Here is a 24,640-nt window from a genome sequence, read left to right as displayed (position 1 = left end):
CCGTCCTGCTGTCGGAGACGCTACGGAGGCGTTGTCACGGCGATGTGCGGAGCAGCCGTAGGCCGGTGCACGGCTGTCCATCGGTTGTGTAACAGTGCGGGAGAAGACGTTTCCCGAGGACCGGGGCCGGGGCTGCGGATTCGGGGCGGGCCGGGCGGGGCGAGTCGGGATGGGGCGGGGCGTCAGGTCAGCGGCAGCCGGTACCGGCCGTCGGCCAGCGGCTCGACCAGCCCGTCGGCCACCAGCCCGTCCAGCGCACGGGCCCGCTGCACCGGCTCCTCCCACACCGCGTCCAGCGCGGCCTGGGCCACGGGGCTCACCGAGTCCCGCAACACCGCCAGCAGCCGCCCGCGTACCTGGCGGTCGGTTCCGGCGTACGTCTGGCCCTTGCGCGGCGGCCCCTGGTGCGCGGGCTTCCCGGCCAGCCGCCAGGCACACCGCGAGGCGATGGGGCACCGGTCGCAGTCCTCGTTGCGCGCGGTGCACACGAGGGCGCCCAGCTCCATCGTGGCCGCCGCCCAGCGCGCCGCCCGCTCGTCCTCCTCGGGCAGCAGCGCCCGCGCGAGCTTGCGCTCGGCGGCCGTGGTCGCGTTCGGCGGGTACTGGACCCCGGACGCGGCGCGGGCGAACACCCGGCGGACGTTCGTGTCGAGCACCGCGTGCCGCTGTCCGTACGCGAACGAGGCCACGGCCGCCGCCGTGTACTCGCCGATCCCGGGCAACGCCAGCAGCTGGGCGTGCTCGCTCGGCACATCGCCGCCGTGCCGTTCCGTTATCGCCTGCGCGGCCCCGTGCAGGCGCAGCGCGCGGCGCGGGTAGCCGAGCCGGCCCCAGGCGCGGACCGCCTCCCCGGGCGCCTCGGCGGCGAGGTCGGCGGGGCGGGGCCAGCGGGCGAGCCACTGTTCGTACACCGGGAGGACCCGGCTCACCGGGGTCTGCTGCAGCATGAACTCGCTGACCATCACACCCCAGGCGCCCGCTTCGGGGCGGCGCCAGGGCAGATCGCGGGCATGCTGCTCGAACCACCCGATGACGGGGGTGTGGAGGGAGGCGGCGGGGGGCGTCTGTGTCGAAGTCATGGCAGTCATCGCACCGACGATCCTGGCACGGAAGAGGGAGCGGCGGTCACGGGCGCGAGAGTGTCGGCCCACACGGCGGCCCAGGGGGTGACAACGCCACCCGTTCTGTCCCTTGTGGCCGGATACCTGTGGTGGTGACCGGATCCCCGTGATGATGATCGGCAAAACTTGCGGCCGGAGCGGCGGGTGGGGCCTGAGACGGCCCGGATCTCTCGTAGAGTTCGGGCCGTGGGATCTATGCGCAATCCGGTCGGTCCGCTTCCCTCCAGCATCTACTGGCGACGAAGGGCGGTAGCGGGACTTCTGGTTGCGCTGCTCGCCGTGCTGATCGCCTGGGGTGTGACCTCGACGGGCGGTGGGGAGAGCCGGGACGACGGCAAGTCCGGCGGCTCCGACCCGGTCGAGTCGATCACTCCCGGGCCGTCGGGCTCGGGCCCCGCGATCAGCCAACAGCCGGGCGGCCGTGACGAGTCGGGCTCGGGTGAGGACGGCGGCTCCGGGGGCTCGGCCGGTTCGGCCGGGTCGGGCGGCTCCGACGGGGGCGCGAGTGACGGCGGTTCGTCCGACGGGGCGTCAACAGGCGGTGCGGGCACGACCGGTTCGGACGCCGGCGGCGGAGGCACGGCGGGCCGGCAGGTCCCGGCCGGCTCCCCGCTCCCGGAGTGCGAGCCCGCCGCGGTGCGGTTGAGCCTGCGGACGAAGGTCAGTTACGGCCCCGACGACAAGCCGAAGTTCGAACTGATCGCGAAGAACACCTCGTCGGCCACGTGCAAGGCCGACTTCGGGCCGAAGAGCGCGGTGCTCACGGTCACCGAGGCGGGTGGCGAGGACGACGACCCGGTCTGGTCCTCGAAGGACTGCCCGGCCGCGACCGGCCCGCTGTTCCTGAAGGTCCCGGCGGGTGCGACGGTGATCCACACGGTCGACTGGAACCGCACGCTGTCCGCCCCCGGCTGCGCGACCCCTCCGGCGGGCAAGGCCGGCCCGGGAACGTACCTCCTGGAGGCGAAGGTCCCCGGCGAACCGGTCCAGCGAGCCTCGTTCGTCCTGGCCAAGGACTGACGGACCCGCGCTCAGCCCGTCCGGCGACCACTTGAGCCCGTCCGGCGTTCGAGGACGGAACCGTCCACGTGGACGAGCGAGGGCACTCATGGGTCCGGGCCAGCCCGTACGAGCACCGCCCACCGGGCAGCAGGGTTCCGTCCTCAAACGCCGGACGGGCTGGAGGTGGTCCGGGCTCAGCCCTCAAGCGCCTGGCGGGCTGGACGCTGCGCAGGGTTCCGTCCTCAAACGCCGGACGGGCCGGGCGGCACGCAAAAGAGGGCGCCCACCCGGACGCCCTCACCCGCGGCCGACCTCAGACGTACCGCTCCAGGATCGACGACTCCGCCAGCCGCGAAAGCCCCTCCCGCACGCTGCGCGCCCGCGCCTCGCCGACGCCGTCCACCGTCTGGAGGTCGTCCACGCTCGCCGCCAGCAGCTTCTGCAGACCGCCGAAGTGCTCCACCAGCCGCTCGATGATCGCCCCCGGCAGCCGCGGCACCTTCGCCAGCAGCCGGAAGCCCCGCGGCGACACCGCCGAGTCCAGCGTCTCGGGCGAACCGCTGTAGCCCAGCGCCCGCGCCACCACCGCCAGTTCCAGCAGCTCCGTGTGGCTCAGCGCGTCCAGCTCGGTCAGCGCCTCGGCCACCGTGCGCGACCGCTTCGCCGTCGGCTCGGGGACATAGTCCCGGACGACCAGCTCCCGCTCCGGCTCCACCCCGGCGATCAGCTCGTCCAGCTGGAGCGAGAGCAGCCGTCCGTCGGTGCCGAGCTCGACCACGTACTCCGCGATCTCCGTGGCGATCCGCCGCACCATCTCCAGCCGCTGCGCCACCGCCGTCACGTCCCGGACGGTGACCAGGTCCTCGATCTCCAGCGCGGACAGCGTGCCCGCCACCTCGTCGAGGCGCAGTTTGTACCGCTCCAGCGTGGCGAGCGCCTGATTGGCCCGGGACAGGATCGCGGAGGACTCCTCCAGGACCCGGCGCTCCCCGTCCACGTACAGCGCGATCAGACGCATCGACTGGGAGACCGAGACGACGGGGAAGCCGCACGCCTTGGAGACCCGGTCCGCCGTACGGTGCCGGGTGCCCGTCTCCTCCGTGTGGATCGAGGCGTCGGGGACCAGCTGCACACCGGCCCTCAGGATCTTGGTCATGTCCTTGTCGAGGATCAGCGCCCCGTCGAGCTTGCACAGCTCGCGCAGGCGCGTCGCCGTGAACTCCACGTCCAGGACGAATCCGCCGGTGCACATGGACTCGACGGTCTTGTCCATGCCCAGCACGATCAGCCCACCGGTATTGCCGCGGAGAATGCGCTCCAGGCCGTCCCGCAGGGCCATTCCGGGCGCGACCGCGCTCAACGAGGCGCGCATCAGCGCCTCGTTACCGGTGCCTTGGCCGGACTTTCCGGGCGTTGTCGCCCGGTCGTTGGCTGCCACTGCACTCCTCCGGTCACAGGTTGCGGTGCCCTTGCGTCCCCCATGCCGTGTCCACGGGCGGGCGAGACCAGGGCAAAGTCTACCGGCGTGCGCTCTCCTCCTGTGGTGCCTCCTGACGAGACCGGCGCGGGAGGACCCGCAGAGCGTCGCCCATGTCGGCGACTTCGGTGACCTTCATACCGGCCGGGACTCTCCCCGGGTCGGTCGGAACGAGTGCGTGGGTGAAGCCCAGACGGTGTGCCTCGGCCAGTCTGCGCTGCACCCCGGTGACCCTCCTGACCTCGCCCGCGAGCCCCACCTCACCGATCGCGACCAGGTTCTTCGGGAGCGGGGTGTCGCTGGCCGCGCTGGCCAGCGCGAGCGCGATCGCCAGGTCAGCGGCGGGCTCGGTGAGCTTCACGCCGCCCACCGTCGCGCTGTAGATGTCCCGCTTGCCGAGCGCGCTGATCCGGCCGCGCTGCTCCAGCACGGCGAGCATCATCGAGACCCGGGAGGTCTCCAGACCGGAGGTCGTGCGCCGGGGCGAGGGGATCTGCGAGTCGACGGTGAGCGCCTGCACCTCGGCGACCAGCGGTCGCTTGCCCTCCAGCGTCACCGTCAGGCAGGTGCCCGGCACGGCCACGTCGCGGCGGGTCAGGAAGAGTCCCGAGGGGTCGGCGAGGCCGGTGATGCCCTCGTCGTGCAGCTCGAAGCAGCCGACCTCGTCGGTCGCCCCGTAACGGTTCTTGACGCCGCGCACCAGACGCAGCCGGGCATGGCGGTCGCCCTCGAAGGACAGCACGACGTCCACCAGGTGCTCCAGCAGCCGGGGCCCGGCGATCGCGCCGTCCTTCGTGACGTGGCCGACGAGCAGCGTGGCCATCCCGCGCTCCTTGGAGGCCCGGATCAGCGCCCCGGCGACCTCCCGGACCTGGGCCATCCCGCCGGGCGCGCCGTCGATCTCGGGCGAGGCGACCGTCTGCACCGAGTCCAGGACCAGCAGCGACGGCTTGACCTCGTCCAGATGCGCGAGCACCGCCGACAGATCGGTCTCCGCCGCGAGGTAGAGGTGGTCGTTGATCGCCTTGATCCGGTCGGCCCGCAGCCGGACCTGGCTGGCGGACTCCTCGGCGGTCACATAGAGCGTGCGGTGGTCGTCGCTCGCCGCCTTGGCCGCCACGTCCAGCAGCAGCGTCGACTTGCCGACCCCCGGCTCGCCCGCCAGCAGCACGACCGCGCCCGGCACGAGCCCCCCGCCCAGCACCCGGTCCAGCTCGCCGACACCGGTGGAGCGGGCCGTGGCCGTCCGGCTGTCGACCTGGCCGATCGGCAGGGCGGCGGTGGATACCCGGCCCGCCGCCGTCGTGCGCACGGCGGGGGCGCCGCCGAACTCCTCGACCGTCCCCCACGCCTGGCACTCGGGACAACGGCCGAGCCACTTGGCGGTGGTCCAGCCGCATTCGGTACAGCGGTAGGACGGCCGGTCCTTCGCGGATTTCGTACGGGCAGCCATGGCGCCACCGTATAGGTGGGGTACGACAACGCCTCCCGGGCGGCGGCGTGCGGGCCCTGCCGCGCGCAGGGCGCACGGAAGCACTCCGGAGCACTTCGTGCGAAATTCATGATCCCTGTCCTCTTTCGAGGGATACGTTCACCCGTAAGGATTAAATGTGCTCCAGGGGTACTTGGGGCATGTGCTCCTTTGCCTACGGTCGCCGGGTGATGAGCAGCAGGCTGGAGACCCCGACGCACACCACCGGCGCACACCGGGCGCACCGCCGAACACCCCACGCCCCGGCACAGCGGCCGCCCGCACGGTACGAGCCGTATCTCGACGGACTCTTCACTTACTGCCTCTCCGTGCTCTGCGACCACGACGCGGCCGTCGAGGCGCTCGGCGCCGTCCTGGCGGTCGCGGACCGGCAGGACGCCCGGGGGCCCACGGGCGAGGAGGAACGTACATCCTGGCTGTACGCGCTGGCCCGCTGGACCTGCCTGCGCAGGCTCGCCGAGCGGCGGCGCGGGCACCAGGCCCACCGCCGCCCCTCCGAGACGGTCAAGCCGCCCCGCACGGCCAAGGCGTCCGCCACGCGGAAGGGCTCCGGGGCCTCCGCCTCGCCCCGGCACCAGGGGGCGCACACCGCCCGGCGCACGCCGGAGCACGCCTTGCCCGCCACCCCCGAGGACGCCGTCACGCCCGCCCCCTTCGAGTCGCCGGCCGCCGAAGCCCGCCGCCGGGAGCTCGCCACGCTCGCCTGGCCCGAGGCCGCGGGCACCACCCCGGAGCAGCGCGAAGCCCTCGAACTGGCCGTACGCCACCGGCTCGCCCCGCGCGCCGTCGCCGCCGTGCTCGGCCTGGAACCGGCCAACGCCCGGGAGCTGCTGGCCGGTGCTGCCTGCGAGGTGGAGCGCACCCGCGCGGCGCTCGCCGTCGTCGAGACCGGCGACTGTCCCACCGTCGCCCGGCTCACCGGCGACCACCGGGTGCTGCTCTCCGCCGCCCTGCGCCGCGATCTCGTCCGGCACGTCGACGACTGCCCCCGCTGCCGCCGCGCCGCGGAGCGGGCCGATGCCGCGGGGCCCTGGCCCGGAGCGGCCCTGGCCCCGGTCGCCGCCCTGGCCGTCGTCGAGGCCCCCCGCCCCTCCGTGTACGTCGCGCTGGCCCAGGCCCGGCGTTCCCGCACCGTGGGCCCGCGTCTCGACCGGGCCGGGTATCCGCTCGACCCCAAGGACCAGGCCGCCCGCCGGGACCGGCTGCGCGCCCGGGTCGTCACGACCACGGTCGTCGCGACGGTGGTCGCCGCCCCCGTGATCGCCCTGTGGGCCGCGTACCGGGGAGCGCCCCAGACCGGCGAGGGCCACGAAGGCTCCTCGGTCAGCGCCACGGAGATGGACGGCGCGGGCGGTACGAGCGGCGCCCCCCACACCCCCTACGAGAACACCGGCGACGGCCGCCCCGGCAACCGCTTCGGGGCCCGCGTCCCGGACGTCACCGCCGAGGTCGTCAGCACCGGCGGCACGCGGCACGGCGACGCCCGGCTCGCGGTGACGGCCCGGACCTCCGGGGCCGTCACGACGCTCACCCTGACCGCCGCCGGCCGCGGGCCGGTCAGGTGGTCGGCGGCGACGGACGCCCCGTGGCTGCGCCTCAGCCGTACGTCCGGCACGCTCGCGGCCGGGCAGAGCACCACCATCGCGGTCTCGGTGATCCGGGACGCCCAGCCGGGCGGCCCGTGGCGGGCCCGGATCACGCTGACGCCCTCGGGTTCCGCCGTGCTCATCGACGGTCACGGGGTCACCGCCCCCACGACGGGCGGCCCGCGCCCCACGCGCCCCGGGACAGACTTCCCCCGCCCCACGGACCCCGGCGCCACGGATCCCGGCCCGACAGATCCGGGCCCCACCGATCCGGGCCCGACCGACCCTGGCCCCACCGGCCCCGGACCGGGCCCGACCGACCCCACCGATCCGCCGGAGCCCACCGATCCGCCCGAACCCACGGAGCCACCCGGACCGACACCGAGCCCGACCGGCCCGAGCCCCACGGAACCGGCCCCGACCGACCCGGGCCCCTCCGCCCCGGAACCGGCGGGCTGAGGGTCCGCCGGCCGGTCCCGTAAGCCGGTCTCGCCGCCCCGGTGCGCCTCAGCGCTTCTTCGACCCGCGCCTCAGCTCTTCTTCGACGCGGGGAGCGGGTCCGCCGGGTGGGGGGCCATCGGCAGCAGCGAGGACAGCCGTTCCTCGCAGAGTTCGACCAGCCGGTCGTACCCCTCCTTGCCCATCAGCTCGATCAGCTCCGGGCGGTAGGTCACGTACACCGGGTCGCCGGCCCCGTGCGCCGAGGTGGCCGAGGTGCACCACCAGTGCAGGTCGTGACCGCCCGGGCCCCAGCCCCGCCGGTCGTACTCACCGATCGTCACCTGGAGCACCCGCGTGTCGTCGGGCCGGTCGATCCAGTCGTACGTCCGCCGCACCGGCAGCTGCCAGCACACGTCCGGCTTGGTCTCCAGGGGCTCCTTGCCCTCCCGCAGCGCCAGGATGTGCAGCGAGCAGCCCGCCCCGGCGGGGAAGCCGGGCCGGTTCTGGAAGATGCAGGAGCCTTCCCAGCGGCGCGTCTGGCGTTCGCCGTCCTCGTCGACGCCGACCCAGCCCGACTCCGCGCCGACGTCGTGGAACTGCCACAGCTCGGGAGTGAGCCGCGCCACGTGCCCGGCGACCCGCTTCTCGTCGTCCTCGTCGGAGAAGTGCGCGCCCAGCGTGCAGCAGCCGTCGTCCGCGCGGCCCGCCTGGATGCCCTGGCAGCCGCTGCCGAAGATGCAGGTCCACCGGGAGGTCAGCCAGGTCAGGTCGCAGCGGAAGACCTGCTCCTCGTCGGCCGGGTCGGGGAACTCCACCCAGGCCCGCGCGAAGTCGATGCCCTTCTCGTCGGACGGGACCGGTCCGACCGCCCCCGCCTGTGCGGTCTGCTTGTTCGACTTCTGCTTCTTCGTGGCTTTGTCCTGCTTAGCCTTTTTCGTCTTTGGCACGCGGACAGCGTAAGTCCGACCGGCGCATGGGGGGCGCCCCCATGCGCCGGTCGGACTCGTCCGATGGCGCAGTAGCGTTCCCCCATGAGACTCGGAGTCCTCGACGTGGGATCGAACACGGTTCATCTGCTGGTGGTCGACGCCCACCCCGGCGCCCGCCCGCTGCCCGCGCACTCGCACAAGGCGGAGCTGCGGCTCGCCGAACTCCTCGACGAGGGCGGCGCCATCGGCCCCCTCGGCGTGGACCGGCTCGTCGCGACGATCGCCGGCGCGGTCCAGGCCGCCGAGGACAAGGGGTGCGAGGACGTGCTGGCCTTCGCCACCTCCGCCGTGCGCGAGGCGACCAACGCGGACCTCGTCCTGGAGCGCGTACGGGTCGAGACCGGCGTCGACCTCGCGGTCCTCAGCGGCGAGGAGGAGGCCCGGCTGACCTTCCTGGCCGCCCGCCGCTGGTTCGGCTGGTCGGCGGGGAAGCTGCTCGTCCTCGACATCGGCGGCGGCTCCCTGGAGATCGCCTTCGGCATCGACGAGGAACCGGACACCGCCGTCTCCCTGCCGCTCGGCGCGGGCCGCCTCACCGGCGCCTGGCTGCCGGACGACCCGGCCGGCCCCGATCAGGTCAGGGCGTTGCGCCGGCACGTCCGGGCCAGCATCGCGCGGACGGTGGGCGAGTTCAGCCGGGCCGGCCGCCCCGACCACGTCGTCGCCACCTCCAAGACCTTCAAGCAGCTCGCCCGCATCGCCGGCGCCGCCCGCTCCACCGAGGGCCTGTACGTCCAGCGCTCGCTGAGCCGCAAGGCGCTGGAGGACTGGGTGCCCAAGCTGGCGGCGATGACGGTCGAGGAGCGCGGCCGGCTCCCCGGGGTCTCCGAGGGCCGGGCAGCCCAGCTGCTCGCCGGGGCCCTGGTGGCCGAGGGCGCGATGGACCTCTTCGGCGTCGAGGAGCTGGAGATCTGCCCCTGGGCCCTGCGCGAGGGCGTCATCCTGCGCCGCCTGGATCACCTCCCCGTGGAACGCGCCGCCCTGCCCCGGTGACGTACGGCGGCCGTACGGCGGTGGATTCCGGGTCGCGCCGCCCCGGTGACGTACGGCGGTGGGCTCCGGGCCGCATCGCCCCGGTGACGTACGGCGGACGGACCGCGCCGCCCCGGTGACGTACGGTCACAAGCCCATGGTCCTGCTCACTTTCCGCCAGGAGCCCTCGGCGTGGCGCACCGGTGCCCGTAGGCTGTCCAGGTGGCAGAACCAGTGGTGCGCATCCCCGATGCGAAGGTCGCCCTGTCAACGGCCTCGGTCTACCCCGAGTCCACCGCGACGGCCTTCGAGATCGCCGCGCGCCTGGGCTACGACGGCGTCGAGGTCATGGTCTGGACCGACCCCGTCAGCCAGGACATCGAAGCCCTGCGCCGGCTCTCCGACTACCACCGGGTCCCGATCCTCGCGGTGCACGCCCCCTGCCTCCTGATCACCCAGCGCGTCTGGTCCACCGACCCCTGGGTCAAGCTCCAGCGGGCCAGGGCCGCCGCCGAGAAGCTCGGGGCCTCCACCGTCGTGGTGCACCCGCCGTTCCGGTGGCAGCGCAACTACGCCCGGGACTTCGTGACCGGGATCTGGCGGATGGCTCAGGAGACGGACGTCCGGTTCGCCGTCGAGAACATGTACCCCTGGCGCTACCGGGACCGCGAGATGCTCGCGTACGCCCCCGACTGGGACGTCACCAACGACGACTACCGGCACTTCACGGTCGACCTCTCGCACACCGCGACCGCCCGCACCGAGGCGCTCGCCATGGTGGACCGGATGGGCGACCGGCTCGCCCACGTCCACCTCGCCGACGGCAAGGGTTCGGCCAAGGACGAGCACCTGGTGCCCGGCCGGGGCGACCAGCCGTGCGCGGAACTGCTGGAGCGCCTCGCCCGTACGGGCTTCGACGGCCACGTCGTCATCGAGGTCAACACCCGCCGCGCGATGTCCTCCGCCGAACGCGAGGCCGACCTCGCGGAGGCGCTGGCCTTCACCCGCCTCCACCTGGCGACCACGACCACCGCCGACGACCCGCTCCCGAAGATCCACCGCCCGTGACCGAGGCCGCTCCCGCCCCGCGCCGCCGGGGCCGCCCCTCCCGGGAGGCCGCGTCCGGGGGCCCCGACGCCCGTACGCGCATCCTGGAGGCGGCCCGTACGGAGTTCGCCGAGCGCGGCTACGACAGGACCTCGATCCGGGGCATCGCCAAGTCCGCCGGGGTCGACGCCGCCCTCGTCCACCACTACTTCGGTACGAAGGACGAGGTCTTCGCCGCCGCCGTCGAGGTCACCTTCGAACCCGCCCTGGTCGTCCACACCGTTCTCGGCGGTCCGCCGGAGGGCCTGGGGGAGCGGCTGGCGCGCTTCTTCCTCTCCGTGTGGGAGGACCCGGCCACCCGCTCCCCCCTGCTCGCGATCCTCCGCTCCGCGCTGACCCACGAGGCGGCGGCGAAGGTGCTGGGCGAATTCGTCCTGCGCCGGCTGCTGGAGCGGATCGCGGCGGAACTGGACGTTCCGGACGCGACGTTCCGCGCCGAGCTGGCCGCCTCGCACATGATCGGCATCGCGATGCTCCGGTACATGATCCGCGCCGAGCCGCTCGCCTCCGCCGACCCGGAGGACATCGTGGCGATGGTCGCCCCCGCGCTCCAGCGATACTTGGGCGAGCGCTGAACCCCGGCGAGGGCCACCCACCCACCGACCACCATGTCCCGCATTCCGGACAGGCTGTCCAGATCTTGGATCCGGGGCGTACGCTCGAAGGCAGTCTTTCCCGCCCGAACGCGCAAGGCAGTCTTCTCTGCCGAAGGAGCGAGCGACGATGCCGCAGCTGAGGTCCCGCACGGTCACCCACGGACGCAACATGGCGGGCGCGCGCGCCCTTATGCGCGCGTCGGGCGTAGCGAGCGCGGACATCGGCAAGCCGATCATCGCGGTCGCCAACTCGTTCACCGAGTTCGTCCCCGGCCACACCCACCTCGCCCCGGTCGGCCGGATCGTCTCCGAGGCGATCCTGGCGGCGGGCGCGGTGCCGCGCGAGTTCAACACCATCGCCGTGGACGACGGCATCGCGATGGGCCACGGCGGCATGCTCTACAGCCTGCCCTCCCGCGACCTGATCGCCGACTCCGTGGAGTACATGGTCGAGGCGCACTGCGCGGACGCGCTGATCTGCATCTCCAACTGCGACAAGATCACCCCGGGCATGCTGATGGCCGCCATGCGCCTCAACATCCCGACCGTCTTCGTCTCCGGCGGCCCGATGGAGGCCGGCAAGGCCACCCTCGTCGACGGCACGGTCCGCAAACTCGACCTGGTCAACGCGATCAGCGACGCGGTCGACGAGTCCGTCTCGGACGAGGACATCCTCCGCATCGAGGAGAACGCCTGCCCCACCTGCGGCAGCTGTTCCGGCATGTTCACCGCCAACTCGATGAACTGCCTGACCGAGGTCCTCGGCCTCTCCCTCCCCGGCAACGGCTCGGTCCTCGCCACGCACACCGCCCGCAAGGGGCTGTACGAGGCGGCCGGCCGCACGGTCGTCGAGATCACCAGGCGCTACTACGAGCAGGACGACGAGACGGTCCTGCCGCGCGCCATCGGCACCCGCGCCGCGTTCGACAACGCCATGGCGCTGGACATCGCCATGGGCGGCTCGACCAACACGATCCTGCACCTGCTGGCCGCCGCCGAGGAAGCGGAGCTGGCGTACGACCTCGACGACATCAACGAGGTCTCGCGCCGGGTCCCCTGCCTCTCCAAGGTCGCCCCCAACGTCGCCCCCGGCGGCACGTACTACATGGAGGACGTCCACCGGGCCGGCGGCATCCCCGCCCTCCTCGGCGAGCTCCACCGCGGCGGCCTGCTCAACGAGGACGTCCACTCCGTGCACTCCGACACCCTCGCCGAGTGGCTGAAGAACTGGGACGTGCGCGGCGGCTCCCCGTCCCCCGAGGCCATCGAGCTGTGGCACGCCGCCCCCGGCTGCGTCCGCTCCGCGACCGCCTTCTCCCAGTCCGAGCGGTGGGACACCCTCGACCTGGACGCGGCGGGCGGCTGCATCCGCGACGTCGAGCACGCCTACTCCAAGGACGGCGGCCTCGCCGTCCTCAAGGGCAACCTCGCCGTGGACGGCTGTGTCGTGAAGACGGCCGGCGTCGACGAGTCGATCTGGACCTTCGAGGGCCCGGCCGTCGTCTGCGAGTCGCAGGACGAGGCCGTCGACAAGATCCTCCGCAAGGAGATCGAGCCGGGCGACGTCGTCGTCATCCGCTACGAGGGCCCGCGCGGCGGCCCCGGCATGCAGGAGATGCTCTACCCCACCTCCTTCCTCAAGGGCCGGGGCCTGGGCAAGGTCTGCGCCCTGGTCACCGACGGCCGCTTCTCCGGCGGTACGTCGGGCCTCTCCATCGGCCACGCCTCGCCCGAGGCGGCCTCCGGCGGCACCATCGCGCTCGTCGAGAACGGCGACCGGATCCGCATCGACATCCCGAACCGCTCCATCGAACTCCTCGTCGACGACGCCGTACTGGCCACCCGCCGCGAGGCGCTGAACGGCGTGTACGCCCCGAAGAACCGCGACCGCAAGGTCTCGGCCGCGCTGCGCGCCTACGCGGCGATGGCCACGAGCGCGGACCGCGGCGCGGTCAGGGACGTCTCGAAGCTGGGCTGACGTTCCCGCGCAGGGGCTCGGCTCGAAGCTGGGCTGACGTTCCTGCTCAGGGGCTCCGGGCCGGCCGCCCCGGAGCCCTTGGGTAACGCCCGGGGCTCCGGACGGCCCACTCCCGCCCCTCCGGCGATCGAGGAGCGGGGTCCGGGACAGAGCCCCCGGCCCCGACGGTGGAACCGGGCCCTCACCAGCTCCCCGGATCCGCCCCGTCCACCGCGAAGACCGACCCGTCCGGCGCCGTCCCCACGACCGTCCGCCCCGCCGCCACCGGGGCGGGCAGGCCGGACGCGTACGACAGCTTCCCGCCGCTCAGCCGCGCCCGGGTCTGCCCCAGCAGCGCACCCCGGCCCGTGTCGACGGCCAGCAGCCGCCCGTCCGCGGCGGAGAAGTACAGGTGCCCGCCCTCCCCGAGCACCGGAGCGGAAGTCCGCCCCACCCCGGTCTCCAACCGCCACAGCTCGGCCTCCGCACCGCCCGCCGCGGTGTCGACGGCGAGCAGCGACCCGCCCCGCGCCAGCAGATACGCGACGTCGCCGGCCATGACCACCTGCGGCCCGTCCAAGGTGAACGGCAGCGGCACCCGGGCGGACCCGCCGGTCCCGGGCGCGTACCGGACCAGCTCGGCCGTGTCCGAGTTCTCGTCCATCGCCGTCAGCACCAGCTCCCCCGCCCCGGCCGTGCCGACCGGAGTGAGGACGCCGTCCAGCCGCCGCTGCCAGGACACCCGCCCGCTCACGGCGTCCACCGCCGTGACCAGGGTCGACGCCCCGGAGGGCGCGTGCTCGAAGGCGTAGGCGAGTCCGGAAGTCCCGTCGTACAGGGCGAAGTCGGGCCGGGTGTGCTTCGCCAGCGGACCCTTCCACCGGGGCGCCCCGCTCGCACCGTCCAGCGCCGTCACCGTGCCGTCGTCGGCGACGGCCAGCAGGGTGTCGCCCGCCGGGAACGCGCCACCGGGACGGGCGGACAGCGCGGGGTCCCGGACGGCGGTGCCCTTCACCGGATCGAACGCGCGCAGCTTCCCGTCCGGGCCGGCGGCGAGCACGACCCCGCCCGAGACGATCGGAGCGTGGGCGGCCGCCCGCGACGAGGAGGACGGGGCCGACCACAGCACGCGCCCGTCCGCCGGATCGATCCTGGCCGTGCCGGCCCCGGCCGCCGAGCAGTACAGCGCACCCCCCGCCCCGGCGCTGGAACAGACGGGCGTGGCGTTGCCGGAGGTCCGCAACGCCGTACGCCACGGGGTGACGGCGGCGTCGCCCTCCCCACCCCCGGCGCCCGCGCGTTCCGACTCCGGGCGGCTCGCGTCCGTACCGCCGCCGCCCCACACCGCGTACGCCCCCGCGCCTGCCCCCGCCACCAGCAGAAGCAGCGCCGCCGCCACGAGTCGCCGCACGCGCGGCAGCCGCCGACGACGCACCACGGGCGCCGGGCGCACATGCGTGTCCGCCTCCGAACCGTCCCGCTCCCCCGCCGCCGGCACCGCCGCCGCGACCACCGCCCGCCGCCGCTGCGCCGGTACGAACGCCTCGGCCTCGTACGACGGCGGCAGCAGCGCCTCCATCACCTCGCCCGGCGTGGGCCGGTCGGCCGGGTCCTTCGCCAGGCACCGGGCGACCAGCGGCGCGAGGTCCTCCGGCACCCCGCCGAGGTCCGGCTGGTCGTGCACCACCTGGTACGCCACGATGTACGGACTGTCCGAGTCGAACGGGCCCCGGCCCGTCGCCGCGTGGACGATCACGGCCCCCAGCGCGAACACGTCGACCGGCGGCCCGACCTCACGCGGCCGCTGGAACTGCTCCGGAGCCATATAGGGCGGTGAGCCGATCAGCTTGCCGGTCTCGGTGCGCAGATCACTGTCGTACGGCCGGGAGATCCCGAAGTCGATGACCTTGGGGCCGCCGTCGGTCAGCAGCACGTTGCTCGGCTTCAGATCGCGGTGCACCACGCCCGCCCGATGGATGTCCCGCAGCGCCTCGGCCAGCCCGGCGGTCAGCCTGCGCAGCTCGGCGGGGGCCATCGGGCCGCTCCGCCTCACCTGCTCGGCGAGCGTGGGCCCGGGAATGTAGAGAGTGGCCATCCAGGGCCGCCCGGCCTCCGGGTCGGCGTCGACGACGGGCGCCGTGAACGCCCCGCTCACCCGCCGCGCGGCCGCCACTTCCTGCCGGAACCGCGCCCTGAAATCGGGATCCGCCGCGTACGGCGCGTGCACCACCTTCACCGCGAGCTGCATCCCCGAAGCCGAGCGCGCCAGATGCACGACCCCCATGCCGCCCGAGCCGAGACGGGCCTCAAGACGGTAGGTGCCGGCGTAACGCGGAAACTCCGCTTCCGGATGCGCTCCGGGCTCTCGCAGCGGCGGCATCGCCCACCCCCGTGTGTTCGTGCGCATGCGACGCACGGAGCCTAGTCGATGGTGCGTGCGAGAGGCACGGGGCTTGCTAGCCTGCGCGTCATGCGCGTCGCGCGTACGCGTTTCTCAACGGGGGAGGCACATATGGACGTTGAAGAGCACACCGCGGAGCACACGCGGAACGAGGTGGACGGGCCGGAGGGGGCGACGGCCACGGCGGAAGCCGAGGTGACGGTGGAGACCACCGCGACCGGCACCCGCTATCCGATCGCCCCGGGCTACCGGGTGAACGTCCGGACCGGTCCCGGTACCAGTTACCGCATCGTCAGGACCCTGCCGTACGGACAGAAGATCCCGATCTACTGCCAGAAGCCGGGGGAGCGGGTCACCGGTCCGTACGGCACGTCGAACCTCTGGGACAACATCGCCAACGGCCAGTTCGTCGCGGACGCCTACGTCTATACGGGGCGTGACGGCTACATCGCACCGCGCTGCGACTGACGCGTCCGCAGGGGCGACCGGGGGCTACGGGGATAATCGACCCCGTGAGCGAGAACAGCGCAGCCCCCGGCACCCCGCCCGCCACGGCCCCGGGCCCGCGGCCCGAGCCCATCCGCTTCTTCGGCACGACGTGGGTCGACCACGACGGCGGTTACGGCCTCCGGCGCGTCGGCGTCGCCGTCGGCTCGCTGGCCGCCGCCGTGGCCGCCTGCTTCCTCCTGCGCTTCGCCTACCAGGGGCTGGAGATCGCGGAGGTCGGGAGTCTCGTCGGGGTGCTGGTGATCGCGATGTTCTCCATCTGCAGCGCCATCGCGTTCCGCAAGACCTGGGAGGGCTTCGCCGCCCGCCCGAAGGACCCGGCGCGCGAGGACTCCCTGCGCGGACTGAAGTCGATCGGCTTCATCGGCTCGCTCCTCGCCTACTTCGTCCGCTCGCTCACCGAGGCCCCGGGCGAGAAGCTGCGCCGCACCGAGTACGAGAAGGCCCTCGTCCAGTTCGAGAAGCGCCGATCGAGCCGCACCGGCAACCCGGCGGCCCGCAGGACCTCCGGCCGCAAGCGGCCGAAGCGCGGCTGAGGGCCGCCGCCCGCCCGACGCACGACCGAGGACTCACCAGCCCGCCGACGCCCCGTCGGCGGGCTGAGTCGTTCCCTGACGCCCCCACCCCTTGACGGGCGGCCCGACCGGGCGAAGAATTCATCACATGATGAATTACGAACCCGGGGCGGCGCCGGCCGAGCCCCCGGCACACCCACCGCCCCCGGCGATCGAAGCCCGCGGCCTCACCGTCGTCCGCGGCGACCGCACCGTCCTGCGCGCCCTCGACTTCACCGTCCGCCCCGGCAGCATCACCGGCCTCCTCGGCCCCTCGGGCTGCGGCAAGACCACCCTCATGCGCACCGTGGTCGGCACCCAGGCCAGGGCCACCGGCAGCCTCGACGTCCTCGGCCGCCCGGCGGGCGACCCCGCACTCCGCAGCCGCGTCGGCTACGTCACCCAGGCGCCCTCCGTCTACACCGACCTCACCGTCCGGCAGAACCTCGACTACTTCGCCGCCGTCCTGTACCCCGGCCGCGCCCACCGCGCCGCCCGCCGCGACGCCGTCACCCGCGCCATCGGGGACGTCGACCTCACCAGCCACGCCGACGCCCTCGCCGGTGCGCTCTCCGGCGGCCAGCGCAGCCGCGTCTCACTGGCCGTCGCCCTCCTCGGCACCCCGGAGCTGCTGGTCCTGGACGAACCGACCGTCGGGCTCGACCCCGTACTCCGCCGCGACCTCTGGGACCTCTTCCACCGCCTGGCCGCCGACCGCTCCACCGCACTCCTCATCTCCTCCCACGTCATGGACGAGGCCGAGCGCTGCCACCGCCTCCTCCTGATGCGGGACGGCCGGATCCTGGCCGAGGACACCCCCGACGCACTGCGCCGCCGCACCGGCACGGAGACCGTCGAGGACGCGTTCCTCCACCTAGTCGACGAGCACCAGCCCGCCAGGCACCCGGCCGACACGGCCACGCCCCCCACCTCGCCCCCCACCCAGGAGGAGGCCTCCCGATGACGGCCACCGCCCCGCCCGCGACCGAGGGCGCTCCCGCCCGCCCGCTCACCCCGTCACGCACGACCGCCACCGCCGGCCGCGTCCTGCGCCAGCTGACCCACGACCCCCGCACGATCGCGCTCCTCGTGATCGTCCCGGTCCTGCTGATCACCCTGCTCCGTTACGTCTTCGACGGCGCGGCCGGGACCTTCGACGCGACCGGCGCCTCCCTCCTCGGCATCTTCCCGCTGATCACGATGTTCCTGGTGACCTCGATCGCCACCCTGCGCGAACGCACCTCGGGCACCCTGGAGCGCCTCCTCGCGCTCCCGCTCGGCAAGGGCGACCTGATCGCGGGCTACGCCCTCGCCTTCGGCGCGGTCGCGGTTCTCCAGTCGGCGCTCGCCACGGCCGTCTCCATCTGGCTGCTCGGCCTGGACGTCACCGGCTCGCCCTGGCTGCTGCTCCTGGTCGCCCTGCTCGACGCACTGCTCGGCACCGCGCTCGGCCTGTTCGTCTCCGCGTTCGCCGCGTCGGAGTTCCAGGCGGTCCAGTTCATGCCGGCGGTGATCTTCCCCCAGCTCCTGCTGTGCGGCCTGTTCACCCCGCGCGAGGCGATGCACCCCGTCCTGGAGGCGATCTCGAACGTCCTGCCCATGTCGTACGCGGTCGACGGCATGAACCAGGTCCTCCACCACCCCGACATCACCGGCGACTTCGTCCGCGACATCGCCGTGGTCGCCGGCACCGCCGTCCTGGTCCTCTGCCTCGGCGCGATCACCCTCCGCCGCCGTACGCCGTGAGAACCCCGATGCGAGGATGACGGAGCGAAGAAGGCCCGAACCAGACCACAGCGCACGGCACAGAGCACCGCACGGAGCACAGCCCAGCACCGCCCGGAGGGTGAACGCATGACCCAGACAGTCGCAGTCCTCGGCACCGGCAAGATCGGCGAGGCCCTGCTCAGCGGGATGATCCGGGCGGGCTGGCGACCGGCCGACCTCCTGGTGACCACCCGCCGCGGCGACCGTGCCCAGGAACTGCACACGCGGTACGGGGTCGACTCCGTCACCAACGCGGAGGCGGCCGGACACGCCGACATCCTCATCCTCGCGGTCAAGCCGCAGGACATGGGCAAGCTCCTGGACGAACTCGCACCGCACGTCACCGCCGACCGTCTGGTCATCAGCGCCGCGGCCGGCATCACCACCGCGTTCATCGAGGACCGGCTCACCCCGGACACCCCGGTCGTGCGGGTCATGCCCAACACCCCGGTCCTCGTCGACGAGGGCATGTCCGTCATCTCGGGCGGCAGCCACGCCACCGGCGCGCATCTCGCCACCGCCGAGGAGATCTTCGGCGGTGTCGGCAAGACCCTGCGCGTCCCGGAGTCCCAGCAGGACGCGGCGACCGCCCTCTCCGGCTCCGGCCCCGCGTACTTCTACTTCCTGGTCGAGGCCATGACCGACGCGGGCATCCTGCTCGGCCTGCCCCGCGCCCAGGCCCACGACCTCATCGTCCAGGCCGCGATCGGTGCGGCCGTGATGCTCCGGGACAGTGGCGAACACCCGGTCAAGCTCCGCGAGGCCGTCACCAGCCCGGCCGGCACGACCATCAGCGCCATCCGTGAACTGGAGAACCACGGGGTGCGCGCGGCCCTCATCGCCGCCCTGGAGGCAGCCCGGGACCGCAGCCGCGAACTGGCCGCCGGCAACGGCTGACGATCAGCCCAGGCCCACCGCCCGCCCCCGGCCCTCCGGCACCACCGGCCGGGGGTTGACACACTCCGGACACATCCGTAGTGTGCTCCGAGTTGTCCGACGTGAGCGCCGACCCCGGTCGGTCCCCGGACAGCCATTCCGCAGTAACCACGACAGGACGCGACCTCGTGTCGCATGCCTTTTCGTGTGCCTGCGCGAAATGAGGAATCCGCGTTCGAAGGAACGCACCCCGATTAGCGTCGGGGGGCAGGAATCCGCTAAAGTCTCACTCGTCGGAACGGCCCAACAGCCGGGAAGACAAACCCCGCTGACTGGGAATCAGGCCCGAAAGGATCTGATAGAGTCGGACTCGCCGAAAGGGAAAACGCGAAAGCGAAGAACCGGAAGGCGAGATGCGAAACGCAAGGCCCGCTTCGACCGGGAATCGGACACGAAAGAGTCTGATAGAGTCGGAAACGCAAGACAGCAAGACAAAGCAGTAAACGAAGGGAAGCGCCCGGAGGGCCCCGGTGATACGGGACCGAAGGAAGCGTCCGTTCCTTGAGAACTCAACAGCGTGCCAAAAGTCAACGCCAGATATGTTGATACCCCGGCCTGCTACGGCAGGTTGGTGGTTCCTTTGAAAGCCCTGTCGTTCCACCCCTTGTGGGTGGCGGCAGGCAAGAACACAGCGAGGACGCTGAGAACAACGGGTCTTATTCCGACCGGTTGTTCCGCTCTCGTGATGTGTGCACCCGATCACGGGTAAACATTCACGGAGAGTTTGATCCTGGCTCAGGACGAACGCTGGCGGCGTGCTTAACACATGCAAGTCGAACGATGAAGCCCTTCGGGGTGGATTAGTGGCGAACGGGTGAGTAACACGTGGGCAATCTGCCCTTCACTCTGGGACAAGCCCTGGAAACGGGGTCTAATACCGGATAACACTCTGTCCCGCATGGGACGGGGTTAAAAGCTCCGGCGGTGAAGGATGAGCCCGCGGCCTATCAGCTTGTTGGTGGGGTAATGGCCTACCAAGGCGACGACGGGTAGCCGGCCTGAGAGGGCGACCGGCCACACTGGGACTGAGACACGGCCCAGACTCCTACGGGAGGCAGCAGTGGGGAATATTGCACAATGGGCGAAAGCCTGATGCAGCGACGCCGCGTGAGGGATGACGGCCTTCGGGTTGTAAACCTCTTTCAGCAGGGAAGAAGCGAAAGTGACGGTACCTGCAGAAGAAGCGCCGGCTAACTACGTGCCAGCAGCCGCGGTAATACGTAGGGCGCAAGCGTTGTCCGGAATTATTGGGCGTAAAGAGCTCGTAGGCGGCTTGTCACGTCGGATGTGAAAGCCCGGGGCTTAACCCCGGGTCTGCATTCGATACGGGCTAGCTAGAGTGTGGTAGGGGAGATCGGAATTCCTGGTGTAGCGGTGAAATGCGCAGATATCAGGAGGAACACCGGTGGCGAAGGCGGATCTCTGGGCCATTACTGACGCTGAGGAGCGAAAGCGTGGGGAGCGAACAGGATTAGATACCCTGGTAGTCCACGCCGTAAACGTTGGGAACTAGGTGTTGGCGACATTCCACGTCGTCGGTGCCGCAGCTAACGCATTAAGTTCCCCGCCTGGGGAGTACGGCCGCAAGGCTAAAACTCAAAGGAATTGACGGGGGCCCGCACAAGCAGCGGAGCATGTGGCTTAATTCGACGCAACGCGAAGAACCTTACCAAGGCTTGACATATACCGGAAAGCATCAGAGATGGTGCCCCCCTTGTGGTCGGTATACAGGTGGTGCATGGCTGTCGTCAGCTCGTGTCGTGAGATGTTGGGTTAAGTCCCGCAACGAGCGCAACCCTTGTTCTGTGTTGCCAGCATGCCCTTCGGGGTGATGGGGACTCACAGGAGACTGCCGGGGTCAACTCGGAGGAAGGTGGGGACGACGTCAAGTCATCATGCCCCTTATGTCTTGGGCTGCACACGTGCTACAATGGCCGGTACAATGAGCTGCGATGCCGCGAGGCGGAGCGAATCTCAAAAAGCCGGTCTCAGTTCGGATTGGGGTCTGCAACTCGACCCCATGAAGTCGGAGTTGCTAGTAATCGCAGATCAGCATTGCTGCGGTGAATACGTTCCCGGGCCTTGTACACACCGCCCGTCACGTCACGAAAGTCGGTAACACCCGAAGCCGGTGGCCCAACCCCTTGTGGGAGGGAGCTGTCGAAGGTGGGACTGGCGATTGGGACGAAGTCGTAACAAGGTAGCCGTACCGGAAGGTGCGGCTGGATCACCTCCTTTCTAAGGAGCACTTCTTACCAAGTCCGCTTGGTCAGAGGCCAGTACACCGGCGAATGTTCGGTGCTGGTTGCTCATGGGTGGAACGTTGACTATTCGGCACGACAGGTTGATCACAGCTAGTACTGCTCTTCGGGGCGTGGAACGTGGTGAGAGATCGGTTGTGCCGGGCACGTTGTTGGGTGTCTGAGGGTATGGCCGTAAAGGCTGCCTTCGGTTGCCGGCCCCAGTGAACTCGCCCTGTTTGGGTGGGGTGATGGGTGGCTGGTCGTTGTTTGAGAACTGCACAGTGGACGCGAGCATCTGTGGCCAAGTTTTTAAGGGCGCACGGTGGATGCCTTGGCACCAGGAACCGATGAAGGACGTGGGAGGCCACGATAGTCCCCGGGGAGCTGTCAACCAAGCTTTGATCCGGGGGTTTCCGAATGGGGAAACCCGGCAGTCGTCATGGGCTGTCACCCGCTGCTGAACACATAGGCAGTGTGGAGGGAACGAGGGGAAGTGAAACATCTCAGTACCCTCAGGAAGAGAAAACAACCGTGATTCCGGGAGTAGTGGCGAGCGAAACTGGATGAGGCCAAACCGTATGCGTGTGATACCCGGCAGGGGTTGCGCATGCGGGGTTGTGGGATCTCTCTTTCATAGTCTGCCGGCTGTGAGACGAGTCAGAAACCGTTGGTGTAGGCGAAGGACATGCGAAAGGTCCGGCGTAGAGGGTAAGACCCCCGTAGCTGAAACATCAACGGCTCGTTTGAGAGACACCCAAGTAGCACGGGGCCCGAGAAATCCCGTGTGAATCTGGCGGGACCACCCGCTAAGCCTAAATATTCCCTGGTGACCGATAGCGGATAGTACCGTGAGGGAATGGTGAAAAGTACCGCGGGAGCGGAGTGAAATAGTACCTGAAACCGTGTGCCTACAAGCCGTGGGAGCGTCGCTGGCAGCACTTGTGCTGTCAGTCGTGACTGCGTGCCTTTTGAAGAATGAGCCTGCGAGTTAGCGGTGTGTAGCGAGGTTAACCCGTGTGGGGAAGCCGTAGCGAAAGCGAGTCCGAACAGGGCGTTTGAGTTGCACGCTCTAGACCCGAAGCGGAGTGATCTAGCCATGGGCAGGTTGAAGCGGAGGTAAGACTTCGTGGAGGACCGAACCCACCAGGGTTGAAAACCTGGGGGATGACCTGTGGTTAGGGGTGAAAGGCCAATCAAACTCCGTGATAGCTGGTTCTCCCCGAAATGCATTTAGGTGCAGCGTCGTGTGTTTCTTGCCGGAGGTAGAGCACTGGATAGGCGATGGGCCCTACCGGGTTACTGACCTTAGCCAAACTCCGAATGCCGGTAAGTGAGAGCACGGCAGTGAGACTGTGGGGGATAAGCTCCATGGTCGAGAGGGAAACAGCCCAGAGCATCGACTAAGGCCCCTAAGCGTACGCTAAGTGGGAAAGGATGTGGAGTCGCAGAGACAACCAGGAGGTTGGCTTAGAAGCAGCCACCCTTGAAAGAGTGCGTAATAGCTCACTGGTCAAGTGATTCCGCGCCGACAATGTAGCGGGGCTCAAGCGTACCGCCGAAGTCGTGTCATTCATACACATAGGGTCAACGCCCGTATGGATGGGTAGGGGAGCGTCGTGTGCCGGGTGAAGCAGCCGCGGAAGCGAGTTGTGGACGGTTCACGAGTGAGAATGCAGGCATGAGTAGCGATACACACGTGAGAAACGTGTGCGCCGATTGACTAAGGGTTCCTGGGTCAAGCTGATCTGCCCAGGGTAAGTCGGGACCTAAGGCGAGGCCGACAGGCGTAGTCGATGGACAACCGGTTGATATTCCGGTACCCGCTTTGAAACGCCCAGTACTGAATCAGGCGATGCTAAGTCCGTGAAGCCGGCCCGATCTCTTCGGAGTTGAGGGTAGTGGTGGAGCCGATGAACCAGACTTGTAGTAGGTAAGCGATGGGGTGACGCAGGAAGGTAGTCCAGCCCGGGCGGTGGTTGTCCCGGGGTAAGGGTGTAGCCCGTGTGGTAGGTAAATCCGTCACACGTTAAGGGTGAGACCTGATGCCGAGCCGATTGTGGTGAAGTGGATGATCCTATGCTGTCGAGAAAAGCCTCTAGCGAGTTTCATGGCGGCCCGTACCCTAAACCGACTCAGGTGGTCAGGTAGAGAATACCGAGGCGTTCGGGTGAACTATGGTTAAGGAACTCGGCAAAATGCCCCCGTAACTTCGGGAGAAGGGGGGCCATCACTGGTGATAGCACTTGCTGCTTGAGCTGGGGGTGGCCGCAGAGACCAGCGAGAAGCGACTGTTTACTAAAAACACAGGTCCGTGCGAAGCCGTAAGGCGATGTATACGGACTGACGCCTGCCCGGTGCTGGAACGTTAAGGGGACCGGTTAGCTGCTTTTCGGAGCGGCGAAGCTGAGAACTTAAGCGCCAGTAAACGGCGGTGGTAACTATAACCATCCTAAGGTAGCGAAATTCCTTGTCGGGTAAGTTCCGACCTGCACGAATGGCGTAACGACTTCTCGACTGTCTCAACCATAGGCCCGGTGAAATTGCACTACGAGTAAAGATGCTCGTTTCGCGCAGCAGGACGGAAAGACCCCGGGACCTTTACTATAGTTTGATATTGGTGTTCGGTTCGGCTTGTGTAGGATAGGTGGGAGACTGTGAAGCGGCCACGCCAGTGGTTGTGGAGTCGTCGTTGAAATACCACTCTGGTCGTGCTGGATGTCTAACCTGGGTCCGTGATCCGGATCAGGGACAGTGTCTGATGGGTAGTTTAACTGGGGCGGTTGCCTCCTAAAGAGTAACGGAGGCGCCCAAAGGTTCCCTCAGCCTGGTTGGCAATCAGGTGTTGAGTGTAAGTGCACAAGGGAGCTTGACTGTGAGACCGACGGGTCGAGCAGGGACGAAAGTCGGGACTAGTGATCCGGCAGTGGCTTGTGGAAGCGCTGTCGCTCAACGGATAAAAGGTACCCCGGGGATAACAGGCTGATCTTCCCCAAGAGTCCATATCGACGGGATGGTTTGGCACCTCGATGTCGGCTCGTCGCATCCTGGGGCTGGAGTCGGTCCCAAGGGTTGGGCTGTTCGCCCATTAAAGCGGTACGCGAGCTGGGTTTAGAACGTCGTGAGACAGTTCGGTCCCTATCCGCTGCGCGCGTAGGAATATTGAGAAGGGCTGTCCCTAGTACGAGAGGACCGGGACGGACGAACCTCTGGTGTGCCAGTTGTCCTGCCAAGGGCATGGCTGGTTGGCTACGTTCGGAAAGGATAACCGCTGAAAGCATCTAAGCGGGAAGCCTGCTTCGAGATGAGTATTCCCACCCTCTTGAAGGGTTAAGGCTCCCAGTAGACGACTGGGTTGATAGGCCAGATGTGGAAGCCCGGTAACGGGTGGAGCTGACTGGTACTAATAGGCCGAGGGCTTGTCCTCAGTTGCTCGCGTCCACTGTGTTAGTTCTGAAATAACGAACGGCCGTGTTTTCTCCGGTGTTGGTTAAT

Annotated in this window: 16 protein-coding genes and 2 rRNA genes; 13 read left to right on the top strand and 5 right to left on the bottom strand. The window is 69.8% G+C overall.

Annotated features, from left to right (window positions below):
* Positions 1-182: 182 nt before the first annotated feature.
* Complete coding sequence (locus PSQ21_RS13930) at positions 183-1,088, bottom strand: A/G-specific adenine glycosylase (RefSeq protein ID WP_032793704.1); 906 nt, start codon at positions 1,086-1,088, stop codon at positions 183-185.
* A gap of 312 nt (positions 1,089-1,400) precedes the next feature.
* Here PSQ21_RS13930 and PSQ21_RS13925 point away from each other — a divergent pair, with 312 nt between their 5' ends.
* Complete coding sequence (locus PSQ21_RS13925) at positions 1,401-2,141, top strand: hypothetical protein (RefSeq protein ID WP_274035761.1); 741 nt, start codon at positions 1,401-1,403, stop codon at positions 2,139-2,141.
* A 295-nt stretch (positions 2,142-2,436) separates the two neighbouring features.
* Here PSQ21_RS13925 and disA read toward each other — a convergent pair whose 3' ends face one another.
* Positions 2,437-3,561, bottom strand: a complete 1,125-nt coding sequence (disA, locus tag PSQ21_RS13920; protein WP_007456913.1) for a DNA integrity scanning diadenylate cyclase DisA — start codon at positions 3,559-3,561, stop codon at positions 2,437-2,439.
* 79 nt (positions 3,562-3,640) lie between these two features.
* Positions 3,641-5,053, bottom strand: a complete 1,413-nt coding sequence (gene radA, locus PSQ21_RS13915; RefSeq protein WP_274030822.1) for a DNA repair protein RadA — start codon at positions 5,051-5,053, stop codon at positions 3,641-3,643.
* A gap of 209 nt (positions 5,054-5,262) precedes the next feature.
* Here radA and PSQ21_RS13910 point away from each other — a divergent pair, with 209 nt between their 5' ends.
* Positions 5,263-7,137, top strand: coding sequence for a BACON domain-containing protein (locus PSQ21_RS13910; RefSeq protein ID WP_274030821.1), 1,875 nt, complete (start codon positions 5,263-5,265; stop codon positions 7,135-7,137).
* A 71-nt stretch (positions 7,138-7,208) separates the two neighbouring features.
* Here the strand turns inward: PSQ21_RS13910 and PSQ21_RS13905 are convergent, their stop codons facing one another.
* A complete protein-coding gene (locus tag PSQ21_RS13905) occupies positions 7,209-8,066 on the bottom strand; it encodes a hypothetical protein (RefSeq protein WP_274030820.1) in 858 nt (285 codons plus the stop codon).
* 84 nt (positions 8,067-8,150) lie between these two features.
* Between PSQ21_RS13905 and PSQ21_RS13900 the strand changes: the two genes are divergently transcribed.
* From PSQ21_RS13900 to ilvD, 4 genes are all read left to right on the top strand, one after another.
* Complete coding sequence (locus PSQ21_RS13900; RefSeq protein WP_274030819.1) at positions 8,151-9,101, top strand: Ppx/GppA phosphatase family protein; 951 nt, start codon at positions 8,151-8,153, stop codon at positions 9,099-9,101.
* A gap of 213 nt (positions 9,102-9,314) precedes the next feature.
* Positions 9,315-10,148 carry a sugar phosphate isomerase/epimerase family protein gene (locus PSQ21_RS13895; RefSeq protein ID WP_274035759.1) on the top strand — a complete coding sequence of 278 codons (834 nt, stop codon included), beginning with the start codon at positions 9,315-9,317 and terminating at the stop codon, positions 10,146-10,148.
* Positions 10,145-10,762 (top strand): TetR/AcrR family transcriptional regulator, encoded by a 618-nt coding sequence (locus PSQ21_RS13890; protein ID WP_274030818.1) that lies wholly within the window; start codon positions 10,145-10,147, stop codon positions 10,760-10,762. Before PSQ21_RS13895 ends, PSQ21_RS13890 begins: the two co-directional genes overlap by 4 nt.
* A 148-nt stretch (positions 10,763-10,910) precedes the next feature.
* Positions 10,911-12,761, top strand: coding sequence for a dihydroxy-acid dehydratase (gene ilvD / locus PSQ21_RS13885; RefSeq protein ID WP_274030817.1), 1,851 nt, complete (start codon positions 10,911-10,913; stop codon positions 12,759-12,761).
* 181 nt (positions 12,762-12,942) lie between these two features.
* On the opposite strand, the gene PSQ21_RS13880 is transcribed toward ilvD, so the two are convergent.
* Positions 12,943-15,120: a protein kinase domain-containing protein gene (locus tag PSQ21_RS13880; protein WP_274035757.1), complete on the bottom strand. Its 2,178-nt coding sequence runs from the start codon at positions 15,118-15,120 to the stop codon at positions 12,943-12,945.
* A gap of 132 nt (positions 15,121-15,252) precedes the next feature.
* On the opposite strand from PSQ21_RS13880, the gene PSQ21_RS13875 reads away from it, so the two are divergent.
* The 7 genes from PSQ21_RS13875 to PSQ21_RS13845 all read left to right on the top strand — a co-directional run bounded on the left by PSQ21_RS13875 (position 15,253) and on the right by PSQ21_RS13845 (position 24,572).
* Positions 15,253-15,609: an SH3 domain-containing protein gene (locus tag PSQ21_RS13875; protein ID WP_274030816.1), complete on the top strand. Its 357-nt coding sequence runs from the start codon at positions 15,253-15,255 to the stop codon at positions 15,607-15,609.
* Between the two features lie 44 nt (positions 15,610-15,653).
* The gene (locus tag PSQ21_RS13870; protein WP_274030815.1) at positions 15,654-16,184 is read left to right on the top strand and encodes a hypothetical protein; all 531 of its coding nucleotides are present in this window, start codon (positions 15,654-15,656) and stop codon (positions 16,182-16,184) included.
* 127 nt (positions 16,185-16,311) lie between these two features.
* On the top strand, positions 16,312-17,166 hold the full coding sequence (locus tag PSQ21_RS13865; RefSeq protein WP_274030814.1) for an ABC transporter ATP-binding protein: 855 nt from the start codon (positions 16,312-16,314) through the stop codon (positions 17,164-17,166).
* On the top strand, positions 17,163-17,948 hold the full coding sequence (locus tag PSQ21_RS13860; protein WP_274030812.1) for an ABC transporter permease: 786 nt from the start codon (positions 17,163-17,165) through the stop codon (positions 17,946-17,948). Before PSQ21_RS13865 ends, PSQ21_RS13860 begins: the two co-directional genes overlap by 4 nt.
* A 108-nt stretch (positions 17,949-18,056) precedes the next feature.
* Positions 18,057-18,866 (top strand): pyrroline-5-carboxylate reductase, encoded by an 810-nt coding sequence (gene proC / locus PSQ21_RS13855; protein ID WP_274030811.1) that lies wholly within the window; start codon positions 18,057-18,059, stop codon positions 18,864-18,866.
* Positions 18,867-19,617: 751 nt separating this feature from the next.
* A 16S ribosomal RNA gene (locus tag PSQ21_RS13850) occupies positions 19,618-21,143 on the top strand.
* Between the two features lie 304 nt (positions 21,144-21,447).
* Positions 21,448-24,572 (top strand): 23S ribosomal RNA (locus PSQ21_RS13845).
* The 16S and 23S rRNA genes sit together here, the layout of an rRNA operon.
* Positions 24,573-24,640: the final 68 nt, after the last annotated feature.

The sequence above is a fragment of the Streptomyces sp. MMBL 11-1 genome, from assembly GCF_028622875.1.
Classification (GTDB): Bacteria; Actinomycetota; Actinomycetes; order Streptomycetales; family Streptomycetaceae; genus Streptomyces.
Note: the sequence above shows the minus strand (reverse complement) of the source record. Positions and strands in the feature narration are given on the sequence as shown.

What these genes read in the sequence shown, in the direction of transcription:
- PSQ21_RS13930 (WP_032793704.1), bottom strand. Translation starts at nt 1,088, where the DNA reads ATGACTGCCATGACTTCGACACAGACGCCCCCCGCCGCCTCCCTCCAC.
- PSQ21_RS13875 (WP_274030816.1), top strand. Translation starts at nt 15,253, where the DNA reads ATGGACGTTGAAGAGCACACCGCGGAGCACACGCGGAACGAGGTGGAC.
- PSQ21_RS13865 (WP_274030814.1), top strand. Translation starts at nt 16,312, where the DNA reads ATGATGAATTACGAACCCGGGGCGGCGCCGGCCGAGCCCCCGGCACAC.
- radA (WP_274030822.1), bottom strand. Translation starts at nt 5,053, where the DNA reads ATGGCTGCCCGTACGAAATCCGCGAAGGACCGGCCGTCCTACCGCTGT.
- PSQ21_RS13910 (WP_274030821.1), top strand. Translation starts at nt 5,263, where the DNA reads ATGAGCAGCAGGCTGGAGACCCCGACGCACACCACCGGCGCACACCGG.
- PSQ21_RS13880 (WP_274035757.1), bottom strand. Translation starts at nt 15,120, where the DNA reads ATGCCGCCGCTGCGAGAGCCCGGAGCGCATCCGGAAGCGGAGTTTCCG.
- proC (WP_274030811.1), top strand. Translation starts at nt 18,057, where the DNA reads ATGACCCAGACAGTCGCAGTCCTCGGCACCGGCAAGATCGGCGAGGCC.
- PSQ21_RS13860 (WP_274030812.1), top strand. Translation starts at nt 17,163, where the DNA reads ATGACGGCCACCGCCCCGCCCGCGACCGAGGGCGCTCCCGCCCGCCCG.
- ilvD (WP_274030817.1), top strand. Translation starts at nt 10,911, where the DNA reads ATGCCGCAGCTGAGGTCCCGCACGGTCACCCACGGACGCAACATGGCG.
- PSQ21_RS13900 (WP_274030819.1), top strand. Translation starts at nt 8,151, where the DNA reads ATGAGACTCGGAGTCCTCGACGTGGGATCGAACACGGTTCATCTGCTG.